Source organism: Brachybacterium sp. JB7 (assembly GCF_003335205.1).
GTDB classification, from domain to species: Bacteria; Actinomycetota; Actinomycetes; order Actinomycetales; family Dermabacteraceae; genus Brachybacterium; species Brachybacterium alimentarium.
The window spans coordinates 100,845-121,822 of record NZ_QPGN01000007.1; the positions used below are offsets into that span (position 1 = coordinate 100,845).

Sequence of the window (20,978 nt, forward strand, 5' to 3'; positions counted from 1 at the left end):
GCTGGGGAGGACAAGGGGCCGGCGGGCGGACCGCGGTCCCCGCGGGGATGCCCGACGTGTGCAGTCCGAATGCGCCCTGCGTCACGTTCGCGCGCAGTACCCTCGGACGGACTGCGCACGTCTGGCCCCGCTGCTGCGGGAAGCCTTCCGATTCCAGAGATAGCGACACCATGACCACTCGGTACCTGATGCGGCTCGGCAAGACCCCGTTCGACGTCGTGGACGCCTTCCACACCCTGGACCAGAACCTGCTGGGCACGAACAGCGGAAACCTCGTCTACGGGGCCTCGTCGCACAAGCTGTTCTCGACCCGGGACACCGTGGTCGACGCGAACTATTACCGCATCAACGCGAAGATGGCCGACGTCGTGAACGATGAGTACGACGGGTTCATCCTTCCCCTGGCCAATGCCTTTCGTCCGCAGTTCGAGGGTCAGCTCCTGCGCACAGCAGAGTTCCTCGAGCGCTTGAAGATCCCCTTCCTCATGCTCTCCGGCGGCGCACAGCTCCCGCTGGACGGCGACCCCTCGGCGCTGAAGGCGATGGAGCCGACGGTGAAGCGGTTCGCGCGGGCGGTGCTGAACGGGTCCAGCGCCCTGTCGGTGCGGGGCGAGATGACCGCTGACTACCTGCGGTCCCTGGGGTTCCATGACGTCGTGGTGGTGGGCTGCCCCTCGCTCGCCCTGTACGGCCCCGGGCACCGGGTCGACGTGCCCGAGACGCTCGCCCCCGGGTCGCAGATCGCGTACAACCTGGAGACCAAGGATCCTTTCGGCGAGGATCTCATCGACGACGCCGAGCGGCATTACCGCTCCACGTACATCCCGCAGGAGCACGGCACGCTGGAGCTCATGCTCTGGGCGACGGACCCGTATCCCGGAGGCGATCCGCGCCTGCCGCTCGAGCGCGATCATCCGCAGTTCACGTCGGCGCGGGCCGAGATGTTCCTCGACGCCTACCCGTGGATCGAGCGCATGTCACAGATGTCGTTCTCCTTCGGCGCTCGCGCCCACGGCAACATCGCCGGAGTGCTGGGAGGAACGCCCAGCGTGATGCTGGCCCACGATTCGCGCACGCTCGAGCTCGCGCAGCACCACGCCATCCCGTACGTGATCCGCGACGGTGAGCACGATCCGCGGACCGTGGAGGAGCTGTACGCCCACGCCGACTTCACCGAGTTCAACCGCGGCCACGCCGAACGCTTCGAGGTGCTCAGCTCCTTCATCCACGACAACGGCTTCGAGCACATCTACGACCCCGGCCAGGAGTCGGCGCGTGAGGAGTACGAGCAGAAGGTCGCGGGAACGACCTTCCCACCGGCAGTGCGACCCACGTGGCTCGACGAGACCCCGGAGACCACGCACCGGCATGCGGTGCTGCAGGAGCGCGACGCCGCGCGCAAGAAGGCGCAGGGCGCGATCCGACGGGACGCCACCAAGCGCCAGCAGCAGACGCAGGGTCAGATCTCGGAGCTGACCCAGCGGCTGGACGACGCGGAGCGCCGTGCGGAGGCCGCGGAGAACCGCGCGAGGAAGGCTGAGGCCCGTATGGCGAAGATCGAGAAACGGCTGGCCACGATCTCGCGCCTGACCGAGGAGGCGACCGATCGCTCACAGCGTGCAGTGCGGATCCCGACCCGTCTGCAGAAGATCGTCTCCCGCTCGAAGGAGGACCGCTGATCCGGTGGTCACGCACCACGACCATCGCAGGCGTGAGCTCCTGCCGGAGCTCACTCGTCCTTCGCCCACGCCCCGGTGTCCACCGGCTTCCCGATGAAGAACGCGGCGACCACGCCCACCAGGGACAGCACCACCGGCAGGAGCAACGCATCGGCCATGGCAGAGGCGAAGGGAGCGTGGAGGAACTCGGGCAGGGTGCCACCCATGGAGCCCTCGCCGCCGGAGGGCACCTGCCCTCCGGCCTCGCCGACGGTGTCGGAGATGCGGGCGGCGATGCGGTCGTTCATGAGCGTCGCGATCGCGGCGGAGCCGAGCACGGAGCCGATCTGACGGGTCTCGTTGTAGACCCCTGAGCCGGCGCCCGCGAGTGACGGCGGCAGGTTCCGGGTCGCGGTGAGCGACAGCGGCCCCCAGATGAATGCGTTGCCCAGCCCCACGAGCACGAAGGGCAGCAGGAGCAGCACGATCGACGCTCCGGGCTCCATGATCCGGGAGAGCCAGAGGAGCCCGACGGCGAGGGACACGAATCCGCCCAGCGCCATCCAGCGCGGGTTGTGGGTGATCATCCATCGGCCGACGAACGGGGCGAGGCCGAGCGAGACGAGCGCCATCGGCGTCGTCATCAGCGCGGCCTCGGTGGGGGACATGTCCATCACCCGCTGGAAGTACAGGGTGATGGGGAAGGACAAGGTCAGCACGACCGCACCCATCATCGCGATCGCGACGTTGGCGACCGAGAAGTTGCGATCCCTGAACAGCGACAGGGGCACCAGGGGCTCGCTCCGGGTCAGCGCCTGCCAGCCGATGAATCCGACCATGATGAGTGCGCCGGCGATGATCAGACCGGGCACGCTGAGCGGGAGACCGGTGTCCCAGGAGCCGATCTGCAGGGAGTCGGTGACCGTGCCCCAGTCATAGGTGTTGCCCTCCTGGATCCCGAAGACCAGCAGGAACAGGCCCGCTGCGGAGAGCACCACGCCCAGCCAGTCGAAGGAGTGGGCGCGGCGCGAGAAGCGAGGGACATTCCTCCAGGCCAGCACCAGCGCGAGCACGCCGACCGGGATGTTGACGAAGAAGATCCACTCCCAGCCGGGCCCGTCCACCAGCAGGCCGCCCACGATCGGACCCACCAGGGTGGCGACGCCCGCGGTCGCGCCCCACAGGGCCATCGCCTGGCCGCGGTCCTTCGGGGCGAACAAGCGGGTGATCATGGACATCGTCTGCGGGGTCATCATGCCGGCACCGAGTCCCTGCACCACGCGGGCCACGATCAGCATCTCGACGCTCCCGGAGAGTCCGCACCACAGGCTCGAGGCGGTGAACACGAACAGGCCGGCCACGTACATCGTCTTCAACCCGAAGCGATCACCGAGTCGCCCCGTGATCAGCAGCGGCACGGCATAGGCCAGCAGATATGCGCTCGTCACCCACAGCAGATTCGTGAGATCGGTGTCGAGATCGGACTGCATGCGGGGGATCGCGACGGTGACGATCGTGGTGTCCACGAGGATCATGAAGAAGCCCAGGACGATCGACCACAGCGCCGGCCACGGACGGTCCAGGCGCGGGTCACGGCCGGTCGCGGAGGGATCGGCGGGAACAGTGTGCTCAGTGGATGACATGGAGGGCCTTCGACGCGAGGGGCGGCGCCCCGGTGGGTGCGCCGAGGGAAGGGTACGCCGGGCTGCGCACGGCACCGAGCCCGACGTGACACGCAGGACAGTGGACGGTGAGATGAGTCCGCGGTAGTGCGTCCGCGTGACCCGGTCAGCCTGCCCGCACCACCCCCTCGGCGATCCGCAGCGCGTTCGCATAGATCGTCAGCACGGGGTTCGCTCCACCGTTGGTGACGTGCGTGGACCCGTCGGCCACCACGATGTTCGGGTGCTCCCATAGCCGCCCGTCCGGACCGACCACCGAGGTCGCCGAATCTGTGCCCATGCGACAGGTGCCCGCCTGGTGCTGTCCGCCGCTGGGCGGCGTGGGCAGACGCATCGGGCTCATCGGCCGCACGTCGACCGCCCCGGCTTCAGCCAGCCAGTCCGCGGCGCGCGACGAGAGCAGGTCCCGGCCCCGAAGATCCTCACGATGGAGGCTCCCGGACAGGCGCACGATCGCCCGGCCGAAGCGGTCCCGACGGGACCTGTTCACCTGCACGCGGGAGTCAGCGCTGGTGACCTCCTGGACGGGGCCGACGACCTTTCCCAGGCGCAGCATCGCCCGTTCCATCTCGGGGGAGCCGACGGGCGCATCGGCGGCGACCAGGCCGGTCTCGCGCAGGTAGCGCTGCGTGCTCGAGGGGGTGGGCACGAACTCGTCGGCCAGGATCCCGCCGCCGATGATGCCCTCGTTGCCGTGGCGGAAGTCCGCGGTGGAGATGTCGACACCAGGACCACGCAGGTCCACCACCCGCTCAGCGAACAGGGCGCTGGCACCGCCGTAGACATGGCCCTGCAGGTGACGGCCCACCTGGTCGGCGGCATTGCCGAGGCCGGCGGGGTGCTGGTCGGTGGCGCTGTCCAGGAGCAGGCGGGCGCTCTCGATCGTCCCGGCGGCGAGGACCACCAGATCAGCCCGCACGGTGCGGTGCCAGCGGCGGCCGTCGCGCTCGCCGACGAGCTCCACAGAGCGTGCGCGACCGTCGGGCCCGACGTCGATGCGGGAGGCCTGGGCGTCGCCGAGGAGGGTGGCGTTCCCCGTCGCGAGGGCCGAGGGGAGCGTGGTGTTGTGGCTCCCGGCGCGGGCACCGACGGGGCAGTCGAAGCCGACGCACTGGGCGCAGCGGAGGCAGGCCGCTCGACCGCCGCGGCGCCGCGTGTTGATCAGCAGCGGAACCGGCTGGGTGCCCAGACCCAGGCGTTCGGCCGCCGCAGCGAGCAGGGACCCCAGCGGCGAGCGGGACAGCGGCCCCATGGGCAGCTGCTCGCTGCGCGCGCCCTCCCACGGGTCGGTCGACGGGCCCCCGCTCACCCCGAGCATCTGCTCCACACGCGTGTAGAACGGCTCGAGCTCGTCGTACGTGATCGGCCAGTCCGCGAGCGAACTGCCCTCGGGGACGCCGTAGGTGCTGGCCATCGCCAGATCCTTGGGGCCGAAGCGCCAGGCCTGCGCCCCGTACATGCGGGTGCCGCCGCTGCCGGGGGAAGGAATCATTCGCCGCTGCACTATTCATCCGAGAGAGATGCTCGCAGTTCGGGGTAGTTACCCCATCTCGAGCCGGTGCGGGCGGCGTGCCTGATAGCGGTTCCAATGTTGATCCCGAGGGTGTCTGCGACGACGCTGGCGGGCACGGTCTGGACGAGCTGATCGATACGGGCGTTCTGCGTCCTGCGAGCATCGATTTTGTGCGGTGCGAGATGGAGCGTGACGATCGCTTCGCTGACATGGAGATGGGGCGTTGTTCCAGGGAAGAGCCAATCGGGGCCTCCACCGACGAAGGTCCGTTGTTCCTCGAGCTCGCTAACGTAGCGGCGGAGGAGTTCGGCGATCGGCTCGGGCAGAGCGAGAGGCGTGCGCCCGAAGGTGATGCTCAAAGTCGTCTCGTGACCTGAGACGTCTGATTGGCGGAGGCGGACGCAGTCGCTGATCCGTTGCGCGAAGACGAGCACCAGCAAGCCGATGATGCGGCTTGCGGACGGGATGGACGTGTCATCGAGAAGCTCATCGACTTTCCGCCAGATGGTGTCCTCCGGGACAGAGGGGGCGGGCCGAGCTTGCGGGCGATGAGGCGGCATGAGGGGTCTGGTCAGCTTCTGCCGGATCGCCCAATTGAGGAAGGTGGCGACCGCTCCCTGGGAGCGGTGATGGGTGAAGAATCGATCTACGGAGCGCTGGTCCAACGTCCCCATCTGAACTCCCTGATCATCCAGCCAGACCAGGAAGGAGGCGATCTTGCGCAACGCGGACCATCGAGCGTTGAACATGCCGACGGTCAGGGGCTTTTGCGCGCGCCGCTGCCTGGTCTGGCGGAGGACTTGCCAACGGAAGTACTGGTTGATGATCTGCGCGTGGTGGGAGGGGAGGTCGTTGACGAGATGCTCAGCAAGTATCTCGAGGTCGTTGAGCCGGACGTCGATCGTGGGGAGGGTTTCGGCACTGATGAGCATGTGGCGCAGATACCGCACGCGAGGCGAGAGTGGGAGGGCGTCGAGTGTGTCGTGACTGATCTGCACCTCGCCAGTAGCCATGGCACGCAGAGTCTTTCCGATCGGCGATCTTCGCAGCCATCGCACCACCGCGCGCGGGTCACGTGCAGCCATGAGGTGGCCGTAGAGGCTAGCGAGGCCAGGATGGATATCGCCGTTCTCGTCAGCGAGGACCTCGCGGAGGCGTTCGGCCAGTCGACAGGTGCCGCACTGAGATCCAGTGAGCTGTTCCTCGCTTCCGCAAGTGATGCACGCGAACCGCGGAGGTTCGCCAGCACAGGGCGCGCAGACGATGCGTCGCTCCGAGTCGTAGAAGGCCAGGACCTTGACCTGAGCGCACCCGGGACAGGATCCGGGATGTCGGCGGAGTCTTGAGTAGCAGGCGTTGCAGATTCGCTGCTCGAGAATCGAGTAACGGGCTGCGACATGGCGAGCACATTCGTCGCAGCCGACCTGGTGACCACGTGTGCTCCCAGGCGGGGTCATTCGTGCGGGCGGTGCAGCTTGGCGGGGATGGGGCGAAGCTCGCCAATCGCAGGCCCGGAGGCCTCTGGAGCGCCAGCAACTCGGCGAGGACGCACGCTCTGGACCTTCGGGATCTCGATGAGATCGTTGGGTGTGCACTCGAGGATCCGGCAGAGGGCGGCGAACACTTCGACGTTCAGCCTCTCGGGCGTCTTCGTCACCAACCGGAACACTTGCTCGCGCGAGAGCTGCACTCCCTGGGCGCGCAACGGTGCGATCAGATCTGTCGTCTGGAACATCCCAGCCGCAGCCATCATCGGGCGTAGATTCCAGGTGATCGGGATGTCAGAGTCGGGAGTCGTCGGCATCGGGTCCTCCATAGATCCGGGAGAGGGCTTGGTTGATCATGCGGTTCTTGAAGTCGTCACCGACGGACGTGTAGATGGCGGTTGTCGAGGCGTAGGCGTGCCCGACCTGGTCCTGCACGAACTTCTCGGCGTATCCCCATTCGATGAGGTTGGTGACGTACGTGTGGCGCAGGGCATGGACACTGAGCTCCGGCGGCAGCCCCGCTTCGTCGCGGAGCTGCGCGAAACGCAGGTCGATGTAGCGCAGAGAGACGCGCGTGCCTCGCTCGGTCGGCCACAGCGGTCCCGACAAGTCCGCAGTGAACCGGGACCGGGCCTGGTCGACCCATTGGGCCAAACCTTCCGTGATCCAGTCCAGCTCAGGGAGCGTGAGCACCGAACGTCGACGCGGGCCTGAGCCGTGAGAGCCCTTGCCCCAGCGCACGTCGACCGCCCCGAAGCGTCCGAACCGCGGGGCAGCACCGTTGGGCCGCAGATCAGCTACATCCAGACCGACGGCCTCGGCCCTGCGTAGTCCGTAGGCGTAGATGGTCTTGAAGATCTGGGAGTCACGCAGCGCGGCGAGGGCACCCTTTCGACCCTGCCGAAGGATTGTCTCGACGCGGTGGTCGGCCACCGCGAAGAGCTGCTCGAGCTCGTCGTAGGTGAGTGCTCGCCGCTGTGGGCGGCCTTCGTAATCGACCAGGTGTGCGAGCGTGTTCCACTCGTGGCAGATCTGCTGTGGCGCGGTTCCGAAACGTTCTTCACAGTCCGCCGCCCACCGGTACCGAGGATCGGTGAGGTAGTCGCAGAACAGGCGGATGATGGAGTGATACCCCCGGATCGTCGAGGGAGTCGCCGGACTCTGCCCAGACTTCGCCCGGGTCGTGAAGTCCTCCAAGTCCCCCGGCGACCACTCCCACGGGTAGCGGCCAACAAACTCTTCAAACCTCCTAACGACCAGCTCGCGACCGCCGATCGTCCGCTCAGTCAGGCCTCGACTGATCTGCTGATCAGCCCAGCCCGAGAGCATCGCCTCGAACACGAAGCGATGCTCATCCAGCGCCCGCACGTTGCGGAGCTGTCGAAGCGGAGACACTCCACGGATGCCCATGTCCACCACTCCAGTATTGCATCTATTGCATCATTGATGCATCTCGGCTCGCGCGTTCGTGGTCGTCTCCGACCTAGCTCCTTGCCCCCGAGGTGCCGGGCCTGCGGAAGGGCGGAGCGTTTGGATGTTTTGGAGGCGGAGGCTGTTGTGGACGACGAAGACGGAGGAGAGGGACATCGCGGCGGCTGCGATGAGGGGGTTGAGTAGTCCGATCGCGGCGATCGGGATGGCGGCGATGTTGTAGGCGAAGGCCCAGATGAGGTTGGTGCGGATGGTGCGGTTGGTGGCGCGGGCGAGGGTGATGGCGTCGGCGATCGCGTAGAGGTCATCCCGGACGAGGATGATGTCGGCAGTCTTGAGGGCGACGTCGGTGCCGGTGACGATTCCGAGTCCTAGGTCGGCGGCTGCGAGGGCGGGGGCGTCGTTGATGCCGTCGCCGACCATGGCGACTCGGTGTCCCTCGTCCTGGAGTTGTTCGATCACGGCGACCTTCTCGGTGGGCAGGACGCCGGCACGGACGTCCGGGATGCCGAGGGAGCCTGCGACGCGCTCGGCAGCGGCCGGGGCGTCCCCTGTGAGCAGCACCGTCCGCAGTCCGAGCCCGTGCAGTGCGGCGACGGCCTCCGCGGCGTCCTCCTTGACCGCATCGGAGAGGGTGACTACTCCGATGACCTCTGCGTCTCGTGCGACCAGCGCTGTGGAGCGACCTGCCTGCTCGGCCTCGCTGACGGCTTCCTCCATCGGCCCGCTGAGGTGGGCGCCCAATTCGTGCATGAAGGCGGGGCTTCCGACTGCGATGCTCTCACCATTGATCGTTGCGCTGATCCCGTGACCGGGGGAGACGATGTGCCCAGTGGCGGCAGGGATGTCGGCGACCATGGTCGCGGCGTGGGTGCGGAGTGCTTCGGCGACGGCGTGCTCGGAGGATGCTTCGACCCCCGCGGCCAGGCGCATCAGCTGCTCAGCGGTGACTCCGTGGGGGTGGATGTCGATGACGCGCGGGGCGCCGAGCGTGAGGGTTCCGGTCTTGTCCAGGACGACGGTGGTGACCTTGCCGCTGGCTTCGAGAGCGTCTTGTCCCTTGACCAGGACCCCGAGCAGCGCGCCGCGTCCGACGCCGACCATCAGCGCGGTGGGGGTGGCGAGGCCGAGGGCGCAGGGGCAGGCGATGATCAGCACGCTGATCCCGTTGGTCACCGCAGTGGGCAGGTCTGCACCGGAGAGGAGCCAGGCAGACGCGACGAGCACGGTGAGGACGAGGACGACGGGCACGAAGACGCGCACCACGGCGTCGACGAGGTGCTGGACCTGGGCCTTGCGGATCTGCGCCTGCTCGGCGATGGCGGCCATCTGTGCGAGCTGGGTGTGGGCACCGACCCGGGTCGCCTCGAGGGCGAGGATCCCGTCCGCGGAGACGGTGCCGCCTATGACCTCGTCGCCCGGTCCGACGGTGCGGTGCAGGGATTCCCCAGTCATCGCACCGGTGTCGAGGGAGGCGGTGCCCTCGATGACCCGGCCGTCGACGGCGATCGTCTCGCCGGGGCGCACGAGCACGACGTCCCCGGTGCGGAGCTCCTCGACCGGCACCATCGTCTCGACCCCGTCACGTCGACGGCGGGCCTCCCGTGCCCCGAGGGCGGACAGCGCGCCGAGCACGTCGCCGGCGCGGCGCCGGCTGCGGGTCTCGAAGTAGCGGCCCGCGAGCTGGAAGGTCGTCAGTCCCGCGGCGACATCGAGGTACAGGGCGTTGGCGCCCTCGGGGACCTCGCCGATGCCGAGCCACACGCCGTCGGCGGCGTCGATGCCCGCGAGCATCGAGACCAGGGCCCAGCCGAACGAGGTGAGGATGCCGATGGAGACGAGAGTGTCCATGCTGACGGAGCGGTTCTGCAGGTTCCTCCAGGCAGCCCGGTGGAAGGGCCATGCCGCCCACGTGATGACGGGGACCGCGAGGAGGACGCACAGCAGTTCCCAGCCGGGGAACCGCCATTGCTCGATGAGTGCGAGGGCGATGGTGAGGTCCATCAGGGGGACGGTGAGCAGTGCTGCGGTGATGAGTCTGCGCCGCAGGCTCACGATGCGGTTCTCGTTGGCGCGGCGCGACCACTCGTCGTCCTGGTCGTCGTGCTCGGCGGCGTCATACCCGGCGCCGCGGATGACATCGATCGCGTGCGCCGGTGAGGTGATGCCCGTGACGACGGCGCGCTCGGTGGCGTAGTTGACGGTGGCGCTGACGCCGTCGAGCTTGTTCAGCTTCCGCTCGATGCGATTCGCGCATGCCGCGCAGGTCATCCCGGAGACGTCGAAGGTGTACCGCTCCTCCAGGGAGAGGGCTGGTGGGGCGGCCTGTGCGGTGGGGGTGTGGTTCATCGGGTGCGTTCCCTGTCCGAGAGTTTCTTGAGCATGTCGTTGTAGGCGTCGAACTCGGTGTCCAGGCCGCGGTCGAGGTGCCGATCCCGGCGACGGGCCTCCTTGTCGTCCTGGCGCGCCCATTGGATGCACAGTGCGACGATCGCGATGATCAGCGGGATCTCCCCACCCGCCCAGGCCACCGCGCCGGCCATCTTCTGGGACTCCCACAGGTTCGCCCACGGCAGTGCGAGGTAGTCGTAGTAGGTCTGGGCGAACAGCGTGGGCGAGGAGTAGATGGCCACTCCGAAGAAGGCGTGGAAGGGCATCGCGGCGAAGGTGTAGCCGAGCTTCCCGATATGGGGCAGCGGGCGCGGCGGACGGTCCACACCGATGATCAGGCTGTAGTACGCGTACCCCGTGGCCAGGAAGTGGAGGTTCATCAGCTGGTGCGCCCAGTGGAAGCGCATCATCGTGCCGAACAGCGGAGTGAAGTACAGGCCGTAGTAGGAGCCGATGAAGATGATGAACACGACCGCCGGGTGGTAGAGGGTCCGCAGCAGCCGCCAGTGCAGGATCTGCGTCACCCATGAGTGCACGCCCGCTCGGTGTCGATCCGCGCGTGCGGTGCGCAGGATCAACGTGATCACCCCGCCCTGGACCAGGAGGATCGGAGCGAGCATCGACAGGCTCATGTGCACCACCATGTGCACGCCGAAGTCGGGGGCGGAGTACTTTCCGAACCCGGAGCTCGTGGCCGCGAGAACGACCAGCCAGCCGCCACACCACAGCAGTACGCGGCTGATGGGCCATCTCGTGCCCCGGCGGCGCAGGACGATCACCATCGCGAGATAGGACGCGATGCCGACGACGGCGAGGACGGCGAACAGCAGGTTGAGCCTCCCCGTGCTCATCAGCGTCGCGAAGGTCGGCGCATCCGGCACCTCGAACCCCATGAACACCTCAGGGATGCTCGTGGGCACGAAGTACTGCGGTGGCGGAATGCGAGTCATCGCCGCACCGATCGCCACCCACACGGTGATCAGCAGGGCCGGGACCGCCATCCGGTGAGAGCCCCTGCGCCGCATCACCACGAGAGAGACCACGAGCGCTGCCAGAAGAGCAAGACGCACCAGGGTGAGAACGCCGGTCACGCTCGCCCACGGATCGCTCCCGGCAAGTTTGAACCACGTCACCACGAGCTCCGCCGCGAGCACGGCGACCGCCCCGACCAGGCCGACGCGGAGGACGAGCCCCTCGTCGAGAGGGCCCCGTTCCCCGCTGCGGATCAGCCGCACCGCGGCGGTGACCAGGACCGGTCCGAGGAGGACTCCTGCCGCGATGGTCTGGAGCGCGCCGGCATCCCCGCCGATGTCATGGTTCGGACCGACGAGGATCTGCCCCACCACCACCGGCGCCAGCGCGCCGATGATCCCCGCCCACAGCCCCGGCAGCAGCGTCGTCCAGCGCGTGCCCCAGTAGGAGCACAGCCACAGGACCAGCGCCCCGACCAGAGTCACGGTCCACGCCCGGGGCATGTAGCCGAACGTGTAGAGCGGTCCGAACGCACCTGGCTCCAGAAGGCGGCCCAGCTCGACGCCGTTGGACTCGGGTGCAGCGACGATCAGGTTCGCCGCCGCCAGCACGGTCCAGGCGCCCGACGCCCAAGTGAGGAGGCGCAGGTCCGGGCCGAATCGCAGCCGGCCTGCCTCGCTCTTCCCGCGCGGATGCAGGAACAGCACCGCGACGACGGCGCCCAGGGAGACCACTGCCGCGAGATCGGCGGCACCGCGCAGCGCAGCAGCTGTCACGGCCGTCCCCGTCCCGGGGAAACCTCGGTGGATGTCCTCGTACAGGGAGGGGCCGCCGAGCAGGTTCGCCGCCACCGCGGGCAGCGCCGCGAGGAAGAGCGCGCTGAGCGCGAAGGCCACTGCTCTCTGCTTCACCACGCCGACTCTACAAGATGTCGAATACTGGTCTCGGGGCGACAGGTCGCGATGTCGCGGACGTCTCCCGTGCGCGACTCAGCGATGCTCGGGACGCAGATGTCCGCTTGGGGTGCGCGAAGAGGGCAAGGCGTCCGGCGGGCAGTGCTGTGGGTGGAGTGCGCTGACTCGAGCAGCGCGAACTCCCAGCTCGCGGGAGGGGGTGAGGCGGTTGAGAGCGGCCAGAGCCTCCCTCAGGTGGGCGGGGCCTACCTTGGAGGCTGCAGCGTCATCCGCGGCCAACTCGGTGAGCAGCGTGATCCGTGAAGCTAGGTCTCGTCGCAGGCGGGAACGCTTGGGCAAACATGCCGTGTGCCACGCTCCAAGCCTCCTCAGCAGCGCGTGGCGCTGCCTGAGATGCGCTGCCTCATGGGCGAGAACAGCGGACAGATAGGAGGGCGGCAGTGCATGCCGGACAGCACGCGAGACGAAGATCGTTGACGGCGTGCCCGGTATAGCCACGGCCACATAGCGCGGATCCTCGATCTCGACGACGGCGATGGCGCCCATCTGCCAGGAACCTGTCCGCCGACGTGAGAGCAGTTCGGTGATGCTCGGCCGTTCGTCATCATCCTCGCCGAGATCGACCCGGCCCAGCTGAGTAAGGGATCCCGCGATGCCAAGACCCCCGAGCCCGGCCCAGGCGATGAGCGTCAGGGCCAGCCCCTCTATCGGGGCGCCAGCAGAGCTCGTCGACAGCGACAGCGCGGCCGCAACGAGAACGGCCACGATCGTCACGACCAACCCCAGCGCGCCGGCCAGAGCCCACGCCATCAGCGCGCGACGTGGACGACGAACCTGCCACCCCCCACGAGTGAGAAGACACGCCGAGAGCGGGACGGCGGCGAGTCCTGCCACCAACGTCCCGACGATCGCCCCGATCATCATCGTTCCCGGTGAGAGCGCCGTGAGGTGATCGCATCCATCACCAGATCGAGGTCTGCCTCGGAGAGGTTGTCAGTGAAGGCCATCAGCGCATCCTCGCGGTCCTGTGCATCCTCGAGCACCTCGACCATGTCTGCGGCGTGCGCCTGCGCACTGCTGACGGCTGCTTCGAACGTCACTCGCCGGGGCGAGAGGGCTCGTCGGGTGACCATCCCCTTCGTCTCGAGTCGGGACAGCACTGTGAGTACCGTGGTCTGGGCGGGTGCGGGGTCATCGAAGGTCGCCTGGATCGCGCTGGCACTAAGTGGTGCGGCGGCGGTCCACAAGGCGCGCATCACCAGAGCCTCCAGTGCGCCGGCAGACCGAGATCTCACACCCGCCACGACCCCACCGCTTCCCGTTCTCTGTATGCCTGCAGCGTGCCACACGGTATCGCAGCCCGGTCGATGCGCCACACCTCGCGAGCTCTACTGCGTGTAGAGTTCGGGATCGTGATTGAGTCTCCCTGGTCCTTCGTGCTGACCGCCATCTTCCTCGCAACGGCCGTACTCTGCGCACTGCACCTCGCGCAGAGCCATCGCACGTCCGCCGCAGTGACTACCGGGTCCGTGCACGCCTCCCACAATGGGCCGATAGCGACGGCAGTGCACGTGAACCACCTCGTGATGAGCCTGGCGATGCTGCTGATGGTGTGGCGGCCAGTCGGCACGGCCGGGACGTGGATTCAGGTCGCCCTCTTCGCGCTCTTTGGTGTTGTGATGCTGCTCGGCCTACCCGCTGTCCACGCCGTGGGTGAGCGTGTCGCAGTGGTCAGCCACGTGATTCTTAACGCCGCGATGATCTGGATGCTGCTGGCGATGCCGCTGCTGATGGGCCACGCCATGGAAGGTTCTGCCGATGCGCACGCCGGACACCACGGCGGCGGTACCGGAGACGAGATGGCGATGGAGATGACGCCGACTCCGGCCTGGGTCGAGGCCGTGAACTGGGGCGCCGTCGTCCTCAGCGCCGTGATCGCCGTTTGGTGGCTCGTGCGCCTTCTCCGCGATCCGGCGCACCGCGCCCACTCAGCCTGCCACCTCCTCATGGCCGCAGGCATGGCGCTCATGCTCGCCCTCATGTGAGCTCAGCTCACGCCACCTCCCCGTCACCGCGAAAGGCCCGACCTGATGGCCACCCAAGCCCCGCCCCGCCCCACCGGAGGCAACACCTCCCGTCCGCGCCGGCTGCGCGACGAGCTGCGAGAGCTCACCCTCCGCCTGCACTTCTACGTCGGGCTGTTCATCGCTCCGTTCCTCCTCGTCGCCGCCGCGACCGGCATCCTCTATGCGCTGACCCCGCAGATCGAACAGGTCGTCTACGACAAGGAACTCCACGCCAGCGCCCCAGCGGGCACAGAGATGGTGCCACTGGCGCAGCAGATCGAGGCCACGCAGAGCGAGGTCACCGACGGCACGATCACGCAGATCCGCCCGCCCAAGGATCCCGAGTCCACCACTCGTGTCACCTTCGATTCCCCCTCAGCTCGCGAGGATCGCCAGCTCACCGCGTTCGTCGACCCTTACACCGGGGAGGTCACCGGTGTGCTGAACACCTTCGGTGAGTGGTTGCCGCTGCGAACCTGGTTCGACGACCTCCACCGCAACCTCCACCTCGGCGACGCCGGTCGCTGGTACAGCGAAGTCGCCGCCAGCTGGCTGTGGGTCCTCGCCCTCAGCGGACTCATCATCTGGGTCACCCGCAAGGTCCGCGCCCGCACCGCCCGCGCATACCTCCTTCCCCAGCGGAAAGGACCGCAGCGCCAGCGCTCCATGAGCCTGCACGCCACCATCGGCGTCTGGGCCGCGATCGGACTGTTCTTCCTTTCCGCCACCGGACTGACCTGGTCCCAGTTCGCGGGCGGCAACTTCAGCGCGCTGCGTCAGAGCCTGAGCTGGTCAACGCCCTACCTCTCCTCCGAGGCGGCGACCACCACCCCGGTCGCCGAAGCGGAGGTCCCTGCCACCGCGCAGAGCGTGCTCGACGTGGCCCGTGCCGAGGGCCTGACGGACCCGGTGGCGATCACCCCGAGCAACGACGGAGGGGCGTGGGTGGTCTCCCAGGTGCAGAGGTCCTGGCCCTTGAAGCAGGACTCCATGGCGATCGACCCCGCCTCAGGAACAGTCGTCGAGACCGTGCGCTTCGCCGACTGGCCCGTCGCCGGGAAGCTCGCCGAAGCCGGCATCTCCTTCCACATGGGCATCCTCTTCGGCTGGCTCAACCAGCTCCTGCTCATCGCCATCGCAGGAGCCGTCATCACGCTCATCGTCATCGGGTACCGCATGTGGTGGCGACGCCGCCCCAAGCCACCGCGTACCGGGCTTCCTACCGCTCCCGGGCGCCGGGTCGACACCACCGCGGCCTACGGCATCCTCATCGCGATCGCCGCAGTCTTCGGCCTCGCACTCCCCCTGCTCGGAGTCACCCTCGTCGCCTTCGTAGCCTTCGACCTCGCCAGAACCATCATCCGGAGCGCAACCGCTCGGCACGAGTAGACATGAGCTAGAGGTCAACACACCGCATCACTGCCCTCGGCTACGAGCGGAGACCGCCAGCATCGCAGTAGCGACGTGAAAACAGTGAGATCTGATGCGGACGCCGGATCCGCTGAAATCGGACCCCTGAGGCGCAGGGGGCACTACACGTGGCAACCTGCGACTGCCTAGACTCGCCCACGTTGCACCTGACGGACAATGCTCAGACCGAGCGTCATCGCGTTGTTGCTCCACAGTCCCTCGCCCGCGAGGACATCCCTCCACGATCCGTCGCCGAGCATCACCTCGCGCTTCTCGGCCTCCGGGCCGGGGCCCGAGTGGGGGAACAGGCCGCTGCCGGAACGGGGCGTGCGCAGATGGTCGGTGAGCAGGTCGCGGCGCCGGGGCAGGCCGCCCCGTTCGACCACGAGCACGCTGCGGCCCGACTCGGCGAGGGTCTGCGCCGCGATGCCGCCGCCGGCGCCCGAACCGATCACGATCGCGTCGTACTGCGCGGCGAGCGTCTCCGGCGCGGCGAACGAGGCATGGTCCAGCAGGAGCGGCTCCTGACGCTCGGGATCGGGGGCGGACCAGGCCTCGACGTACGGGGCGAGGTCGGGGCCGGCGACGTCGGCGGTGAGGCCCCGGGCGTAGAGGAGGTCGCCGACGACCGCCCGCAGGGCCTGCTCCGAGGCCGGATCCCCGGGGGAGCTGTGCAGGACGGCGTCGCGCCAGCCCACAGGCGCCGACGCATCGAGCTCGACGAGTCGCGCGGCGAGCGCGTCCAGGAGGTCGGGTCTGACCAGGGAGGGGTCCAGAGCGGTCGCGATGCGCGAGGTCAGAGCTGCGGGCGTGGAGCGGCGGAGGTCCATGGAGATCAGACTAGGTGCTGCGGGACATGCGCTTGCCGTGCCGAGCAGCCGGTGGGGCTGCCGGGCCGGCTGCTCCCGCACCACGCACGCAACGACGCGCTGCCAGCATGCGCTGCCACTTCGCGCTGCCAGCATGCGCTGCCACTTCGCGCTGCCAGCATGCGCTGCGCCGTCGCGCCGACACCGGGGGAGCTCGGGAACGCGACTACGATGGCGCGATGACCGTCTGCCACCACCCTCGTCGTGCTCACTGATCCGATGACGCCGAGAGGGCTGACGGCCGATGAGCGGTTCTACCGCTGGCCACCGGTCAAGGGCGTCCTGTCGGTGGCGCTCCTGCTGGGGGCGGGCTTCCTCGCCCGCGAGATCGACGATCTGACGCTGGTCCTGGCGGTGGAGTGCGTGCTGCTGGTCGGGGCGGTCTACGTCTGGGCGACGACACTGTCGGGCTTCGTCCGGGATCTTCGACCGCCCGTCGGGCCCGGCAGGGTGATCACCGTGGCCTCGCGGCCTCGTCGCGCGGCCATAGCGCTCTCGTGGACGGGCCTCGTCCTCACGGCCCTCGCCATGCCGGCGGCCGGGGCGGCCCTCGCCGGCCCCGCGCCCGCCTCCGTGATCGCCCCGCTGCTCGCGGTGGCCCTGTCAGGTCTGGGCGTCGCCACGGCGTTCCCCGGCCTCAGCCGACGCCGTTCGGCGCAGGCGGGCGGGATCGGCGTCTCGACGCGGGGCGTGCACGGGCTCTTCGTGGAGCACCACCATGCGGCAGCGCTGGCGCTGCCCGCGCGCGCCGAGGAGCGCCGCAGCGAGCAGGAGATCGCCAGGCAGCTCGAGCGCCTCGACGCGTCGCTCGGGCCGGGCGTGCACTGGCATCCCGGGGCGCGGGAGGCTGTCACGCGGTGGATGGTCGACGGGTTCCTGCCGAGCGTCGAGGAGACCCGCACCCTGCACCTGGATCCCGCGTGGTCGCCGGATCCGCGCAGCCACGAACCCACTCGGGTCCAGCGGTGGAGCCGTTTCGCGATCAACGTCTGGGCCGCGGCCGTCGTGGCCGGGTTCGGCGCCATCCTCTACGGGGCGCTGATCCAGGAGGGGACGCTGCGGGACGGCAACTGGTTCGTGCTGGTGGTGTTCGGCTGGATGCCGGTGGTGGGAGTCCCGATCTTCGTGGTCCAGGCGGTCCGTGCCGTGCGTCGGGTGCGGCACGACGCCGGGCTGAGCGCGAAGGGATGGTTCGACGTGCTGCACGGCCGCGGGCTCATCCCCTTCGATCAGATCACGGGCCTCCGGGCGACCACGGACGGGCTGGACGTGCGGCTGCTGACAGGCACGCTGACGTATCCGCCGCGCGAGGACACCCTCGCGTGCGCCCGTCGTGCGTCGCGCACGTACGGCGTGGACTACGAGCGGCGCCATCCGGTCGCGTGAGCGCAGTCGCGGCGCTCGCCGACCATCTCGCGCGGGGAATGCCGCACGGGCGAGGGTCTGGACGGATCACGCGGGCGCGGACGGCTCCGGCGTGTGCTTGCGCGCCACGCGCACGGTCTCGGTGATCCGTGCCAGGGGGATGAACCCGACCAGGCAGATCGCCGCGAGGATCAGGTAGTGCCAGGTGAAGCCGAGCTGCGTGATCACGATCCCGGAGACGGCTGAGGCGAAGATGCCGGAGACGCCCAGGGCGACCCCGATCATGATCCCCAGCGCCGTCCCCGCCGCCTTCGGCACGGAGTCCACCAGCAGGGCGTACACGACGGGGAAGGGCGCATTGCGGAACAGTCCCCACACGAGCAGGATGATCCATGCCGTGGTCAGGTCGTGGATGAAGATCATCGCCAGCAGGCTCCCGACCCATCCGATGATGAGGAAGGCGATGGCGAACTTCCGCCCGAGCCGGTCCGAGAGGGTGCCCCACACCACCTGGCCGATCCACCCGGTCAGCCCCGACGCACCGGAGACCAGGATCGCGTCGGAGACGTCCATGCCGAGGCCCCGCAGCTGAGTGGTCAAGAAGGTGACGACTCCGGCCTCGCCCCAGAGGAAGAGGAAGCACAGCACGACGGCCCAGCGGACGTTCTTGTGCCTCAGCGCCTCCTTCACCGGTGCCCAGAAGCTGCCGTCGCTGCGCGTGGACAGCTCCTCCAGCGGCGGCGTCAGGTCCATCTCCTCGATCTTGCGGTACACGGTGGCCTGGTGCTTCTTCCGTCCCAGGAACGCTTGGCCGATGATGATCGGGATCCCGAGCATCGGGATCACCAGGAAGGCGGCGCTCCAGTGCGCCGAGCCGAGCACGATGGCGATGAGGGCACCGGCCAGGAACTGTCCGATCGGGAATCCGGTGTGGTGGACGCCCACCGCGAAGCCGCGGTGCTCCTTGGGCCACCATTCGGCGACCATGGCCACGTTCACCGGTTCGGAGCCGCCGCGGCTGACGCCCATGGGGATGCGCAGCAGCAGGAAGGCGATGAAGCTCCCGGCCAGTCCGAAGGTCAGTGCGCCGCCGATGATCGCGAAGAGCATCGCGACGTTCCAGGTCCAGGAGCGGCGGTACCCCGTGCCGATGCGGTCCGAGATGTATCCGAAGATGATCCCTCCGGCGACCAGGCCGGCGAAGTAGACCGAGTTGATGAGCCCGGCTTCCTGCGCGGTGAGCCCGAACTGCTCGGAGACCTGCGGCAGCACGGCCGGAAGGATCTGATGGTCGACCGACGTCATGAGAATCGCGGTGGTGGTCAGGAGCAGCATCCACCAGGAGATCGCCGGGGCCCGGGGAACCAGACGGTGCGTGCCGGGGTTCACCCCGGCCTCAGGGGGCACGTCCCGCGCGGCGGACGGCGATGGAGACGAGGTCGACGGGGAGGAAGAATCCGGGCGGGACGATTCTGGGCGGGACATGGGAGCTCCTTCGCTGCCTGTGTCGAGCACAGCGGACGATCGCGCTGCTCTGCTCTGAGCAGTCTGACGTGCGCCGGAGAGGTCTTCAACGGGCGACCGCAGGATGATCGGAAGCCAGGGATCCTATAGGCGACTGCCTGCTCGGGCGGTCGGTGATCGGTCTCGCGGAGGAGCCGGATGCCGCGTGAAGGCACGTGTCGTCTGCATGGATGGTGCGGTCGACCTATCGAAAGCTCGCGCGGTGCGCTTGACATCACACGCCGTCCCTATAGGATCCATGAGTCGTGTCGTGGGGCACAGCGACACCACAGCGTGATCACGGGGCCGAAGACGGCCTCCGACCCTCCACGGCGCGCCCTCGACCACTGCAGTCCGGGAACGGACCGCGTCCGCGGCGCAGCACTGCACCGCGGCACCCTGTCTACGAAGGAGTATTCGGCCGATGACGTCCACCACCCGCGCGACCCGCCCCGCGCGGAAGTACCGCGCAGTGCGCAACATGCGCTACCTGATCCTGGGATGGCTGCTCCTCGCAGGTCTCCTGAACTACCTCGACCGCAGCTCCATCTCCATCGCGGCGCCGTTCATGATGGAGGAGCTGGGGCTCACCAACACCGACATCGGTCTGATGGGTGCGGTGTTCTCCTGGACCTACGCGTTCTGCCAGCTGCCGGCCGGATATCTGATCGACAAGGTCGGCCCGCGGCGCATGTACTTCATCGCGATGGGCATGTGGTCGGTCGCCACCGCGCTCATGGCGTTCGGCCACACCATGGCCCACTTCCTGACCTTCCGCGTGCTGCTGGGCATCGGCGAGTCCCCGAACTCGCCGAACTCCAGCAAGATCACCACGCAGTGGTTCCCCCGCGAGGAGCGGGGCCAGGCCGCCGGCATCTGGGACTCCGGCTCGAAGTGGGGATCGGCGATCGCACCGCCGGTGCTCACCCTGCTCACGCTGACGTTCGGCTGGCGCGCGATGTTCCTGATCATCGGCGCGGCGGGCGTCCTCCTCGCGGTCGCGTTCTGGGCGTTCTACCGGGCGCCGGAGGATTCCAAGCACCTCTCGGACGACGAGTACCGGCACATCCTCGCCGGGCGGGACGATGCCACCGACGAGCCCGTGAAGATTCCCTGGCTGACGTTCTTCACCTATCCCCAGACCTGGGGCCTGATGCTCGGGTTCTTCAGCACGATCTGGATCTGGAACATCTTCCTGACCTTCCTGCCCCTGTTCCTCCAGAACACCCTGGGGGTCTCGATCGCGAGCACGGGCTGGGTCGCTGCGGTGCCCTACCTCGCCGCAGCGCTCGGTGCGATCTTCGCCGGCCGCGTCACGGTGGTGCTGGCCCGGAAGTACAAGCTCAGCTCCATGCTCTCCAAGAAGGTGATCCTGGTGGGCGGCTGCGTGGCGCTCGGCGTGCTTCTGTGCATCGTGCCCTTCGTCCACAACCTCGCCCTCGCCCTGATCGTGCTGAGCCTCGCCCTCGCGATCGTGGCGGCCGCTCAGGCGCAGTCCTGGGCGATCTCCTCGGACATCGTGCCGGACTCCCATGCGGCACGCTTCGGCGGCATCATGAACTTCGGCGGGTACTTCGGCGGTGCCCTGGCTCCCATCGTCACCGGCGTGGTCGTCGATGCGACCGGTTCATACACCCCGTCGTTCCTGGTCGCCGGCGTCATCGCCGCCCTCGGAGGTGTCTGCTACGGGCTGCTGGTGCGCAAGCCCATCGCGTAG

At 68.4% G+C, this 20,978-nt stretch carries 16 protein-coding genes; 5 read left to right on the forward strand and 11 right to left on the reverse strand.

The window, feature by feature from the left end:
* Nucleotides 1-170 precede the first annotated feature (170 nt).
* Nucleotides 171-1,679: a polysaccharide pyruvyl transferase family protein gene (locus CIK81_RS10575; protein ID WP_096197599.1), complete on the forward strand. Its 1,509-nt coding sequence runs from the start codon at nucleotides 171-173 to the stop codon at nucleotides 1,677-1,679.
* Between the two features lie 50 nt (nucleotides 1,680-1,729).
* Here CIK81_RS10575 and CIK81_RS10580 read toward each other — a convergent pair whose 3' ends face one another.
* The 9 genes from CIK81_RS10580 to CIK81_RS10620 all read right to left on the reverse strand — a co-directional run bounded on the left by CIK81_RS10580 (nucleotide 1,730) and on the right by CIK81_RS10620 (nucleotide 13,424).
* The gene (locus CIK81_RS10580) at nucleotides 1,730-3,301 is read right to left on the reverse strand and encodes a DHA2 family efflux MFS transporter permease subunit (RefSeq protein ID WP_096165480.1); all 1,572 of its coding nucleotides are present in this window, start codon (nucleotides 3,299-3,301) and stop codon (nucleotides 1,730-1,732) included.
* Between the two features lie 145 nt (nucleotides 3,302-3,446).
* Nucleotides 3,447-4,832 carry a GMC oxidoreductase gene (locus CIK81_RS10585; RefSeq protein ID WP_096165478.1) on the reverse strand — a complete coding sequence of 462 codons (1,386 nt, stop codon included), beginning with the start codon at nucleotides 4,830-4,832 and terminating at the stop codon, nucleotides 3,447-3,449.
* 11 nt (nucleotides 4,833-4,843) lie between these two features.
* Nucleotides 4,844-5,938, reverse strand: a complete 1,095-nt coding sequence (locus CIK81_RS10590) for a hypothetical protein (protein ID WP_147271634.1) — start codon at nucleotides 5,936-5,938, stop codon at nucleotides 4,844-4,846.
* A 368-nt stretch (nucleotides 5,939-6,306) separates the two neighbouring features.
* Nucleotides 6,307-6,657: a helix-turn-helix transcriptional regulator gene (locus CIK81_RS10595; protein WP_096166878.1), complete on the reverse strand. Its 351-nt coding sequence runs from the start codon at nucleotides 6,655-6,657 to the stop codon at nucleotides 6,307-6,309.
* Complete coding sequence (locus tag CIK81_RS10600) at nucleotides 6,635-7,735, reverse strand: tyrosine-type recombinase/integrase (protein WP_241964117.1); 1,101 nt, start codon at nucleotides 7,733-7,735, stop codon at nucleotides 6,635-6,637. The genes CIK81_RS10595 and CIK81_RS10600 overlap by 23 nt, the downstream gene beginning before the upstream one ends.
* Nucleotides 7,736-7,780: 45 nt before the next feature.
* Nucleotides 7,781-10,120: a cation-translocating P-type ATPase gene (locus CIK81_RS10605; RefSeq protein ID WP_241964118.1), complete on the reverse strand. Its 2,340-nt coding sequence runs from the start codon at nucleotides 10,118-10,120 to the stop codon at nucleotides 7,781-7,783.
* Nucleotides 10,117-12,045 carry a cytochrome c oxidase assembly protein gene (locus CIK81_RS10610; RefSeq protein WP_241964119.1) on the reverse strand — a complete coding sequence of 643 codons (1,929 nt, stop codon included), beginning with the start codon at nucleotides 12,043-12,045 and terminating at the stop codon, nucleotides 10,117-10,119. The genes CIK81_RS10605 and CIK81_RS10610 overlap by 4 nt, the downstream gene beginning before the upstream one ends.
* A 78-nt stretch (nucleotides 12,046-12,123) precedes the next feature.
* Nucleotides 12,124-12,969, reverse strand: a complete 846-nt coding sequence (locus CIK81_RS10615) for a M56 family metallopeptidase (protein WP_158541989.1) — start codon at nucleotides 12,967-12,969, stop codon at nucleotides 12,124-12,126.
* A complete protein-coding gene (locus CIK81_RS10620; RefSeq protein ID WP_346218057.1) occupies nucleotides 12,969-13,424 on the reverse strand; it encodes a BlaI/MecI/CopY family transcriptional regulator in 456 nt (151 codons plus the stop codon). The genes CIK81_RS10615 and CIK81_RS10620 overlap by 1 nt, the downstream gene beginning before the upstream one ends.
* 60 nt (nucleotides 13,425-13,484) lie before the next feature.
* Between CIK81_RS10620 and CIK81_RS10625 the strand changes: the two genes are divergently transcribed.
* The gene (locus CIK81_RS10625; protein WP_158541990.1) at nucleotides 13,485-14,093 is read left to right on the forward strand and encodes a DUF5134 domain-containing protein; all 609 of its coding nucleotides are present in this window, start codon (nucleotides 13,485-13,487) and stop codon (nucleotides 14,091-14,093) included.
* A gap of 45 nt (nucleotides 14,094-14,138) precedes the next feature.
* A complete protein-coding gene (locus tag CIK81_RS10630; RefSeq protein ID WP_114355684.1) occupies nucleotides 14,139-15,503 on the forward strand; it encodes a PepSY domain-containing protein in 1,365 nt (454 codons plus the stop codon).
* Between the two features lie 167 nt (nucleotides 15,504-15,670).
* Here CIK81_RS10630 and CIK81_RS18175 read toward each other — a convergent pair whose 3' ends face one another.
* Entirely contained in the window at nucleotides 15,671-16,354 is a 684-nt protein-coding gene (locus CIK81_RS18175) for an FAD-binding protein (RefSeq protein WP_158541991.1), read from the reverse strand.
* Between the two features lie 258 nt (nucleotides 16,355-16,612).
* Between CIK81_RS18175 and CIK81_RS10640 the strand changes: the two genes are divergently transcribed.
* Nucleotides 16,613-17,779, forward strand: coding sequence for a hypothetical protein (locus CIK81_RS10640; RefSeq protein ID WP_114307320.1), 1,167 nt, complete (start codon nucleotides 16,613-16,615; stop codon nucleotides 17,777-17,779).
* A 66-nt stretch (nucleotides 17,780-17,845) separates the two neighbouring features.
* Here the strand turns inward: CIK81_RS10640 and CIK81_RS10645 are convergent, their stop codons facing one another.
* Complete coding sequence (locus CIK81_RS10645) at nucleotides 17,846-19,243, reverse strand: MFS transporter (protein WP_096166005.1); 1,398 nt, start codon at nucleotides 19,241-19,243, stop codon at nucleotides 17,846-17,848.
* 442 nt (nucleotides 19,244-19,685) lie between these two features.
* On the opposite strand from CIK81_RS10645, the gene CIK81_RS10650 reads away from it, so the two are divergent.
* Nucleotides 19,686-20,978 carry an MFS transporter gene (locus CIK81_RS10650; protein WP_096166006.1) on the forward strand — a complete coding sequence of 431 codons (1,293 nt, stop codon included), beginning with the start codon at nucleotides 19,686-19,688 and terminating at the stop codon, nucleotides 20,976-20,978.

Coding starts and splice junctions, on each gene's coding strand:
- CIK81_RS10575 (WP_096197599.1), top strand. CDS start 171: ATGACCACTCGGTACCTGATGCGGCTCGGCAAGACCCCGTTCGACGTC.
- CIK81_RS10580 (WP_096165480.1), bottom strand. CDS start 3,301: ATGTCATCCACTGAGCACACTGTTCCCGCCGATCCCTCCGCGACCGGC.
- CIK81_RS10585 (WP_096165478.1), bottom strand. CDS start 4,832: ATGATTCCTTCCCCCGGCAGCGGCGGCACCCGCATGTACGGGGCGCAG.
- CIK81_RS10590 (WP_147271634.1), bottom strand. CDS start 5,938: ATGGCTGCACGTGACCCGCGCGCGGTGGTGCGATGGCTGCGAAGATCG.
- CIK81_RS10595 (WP_096166878.1), bottom strand. CDS start 6,657: ATGCCGACGACTCCCGACTCTGACATCCCGATCACCTGGAATCTACGC.
- CIK81_RS10605 (WP_241964118.1), bottom strand. CDS start 10,120: ATGAACCACACCCCCACCGCACAGGCCGCCCCACCAGCCCTCTCCCTG.
- CIK81_RS10615 (WP_158541989.1), bottom strand. CDS start 12,969: ATGATCGGGGCGATCGTCGGGACGTTGGTGGCAGGACTCGCCGCCGTC.
- CIK81_RS10630 (WP_114355684.1), top strand. CDS start 14,139: ATGGCCACCCAAGCCCCGCCCCGCCCCACCGGAGGCAACACCTCCCGT.
- CIK81_RS18175 (WP_158541991.1), bottom strand. CDS start 16,354: ATGGACCTCCGCCGCTCCACGCCCGCAGCTCTGACCTCGCGCATCGCG.
- CIK81_RS10640 (WP_114307320.1), top strand. CDS start 16,613: ATGACGCCGAGAGGGCTGACGGCCGATGAGCGGTTCTACCGCTGGCCA.
- CIK81_RS10645 (WP_096166005.1), bottom strand. CDS start 19,243: ATGTCCCGCCCAGAATCGTCCCGCCCGGATTCTTCCTCCCCGTCGACC.
- CIK81_RS10650 (WP_096166006.1), top strand. CDS start 19,686: ATGACGTCCACCACCCGCGCGACCCGCCCCGCGCGGAAGTACCGCGCA.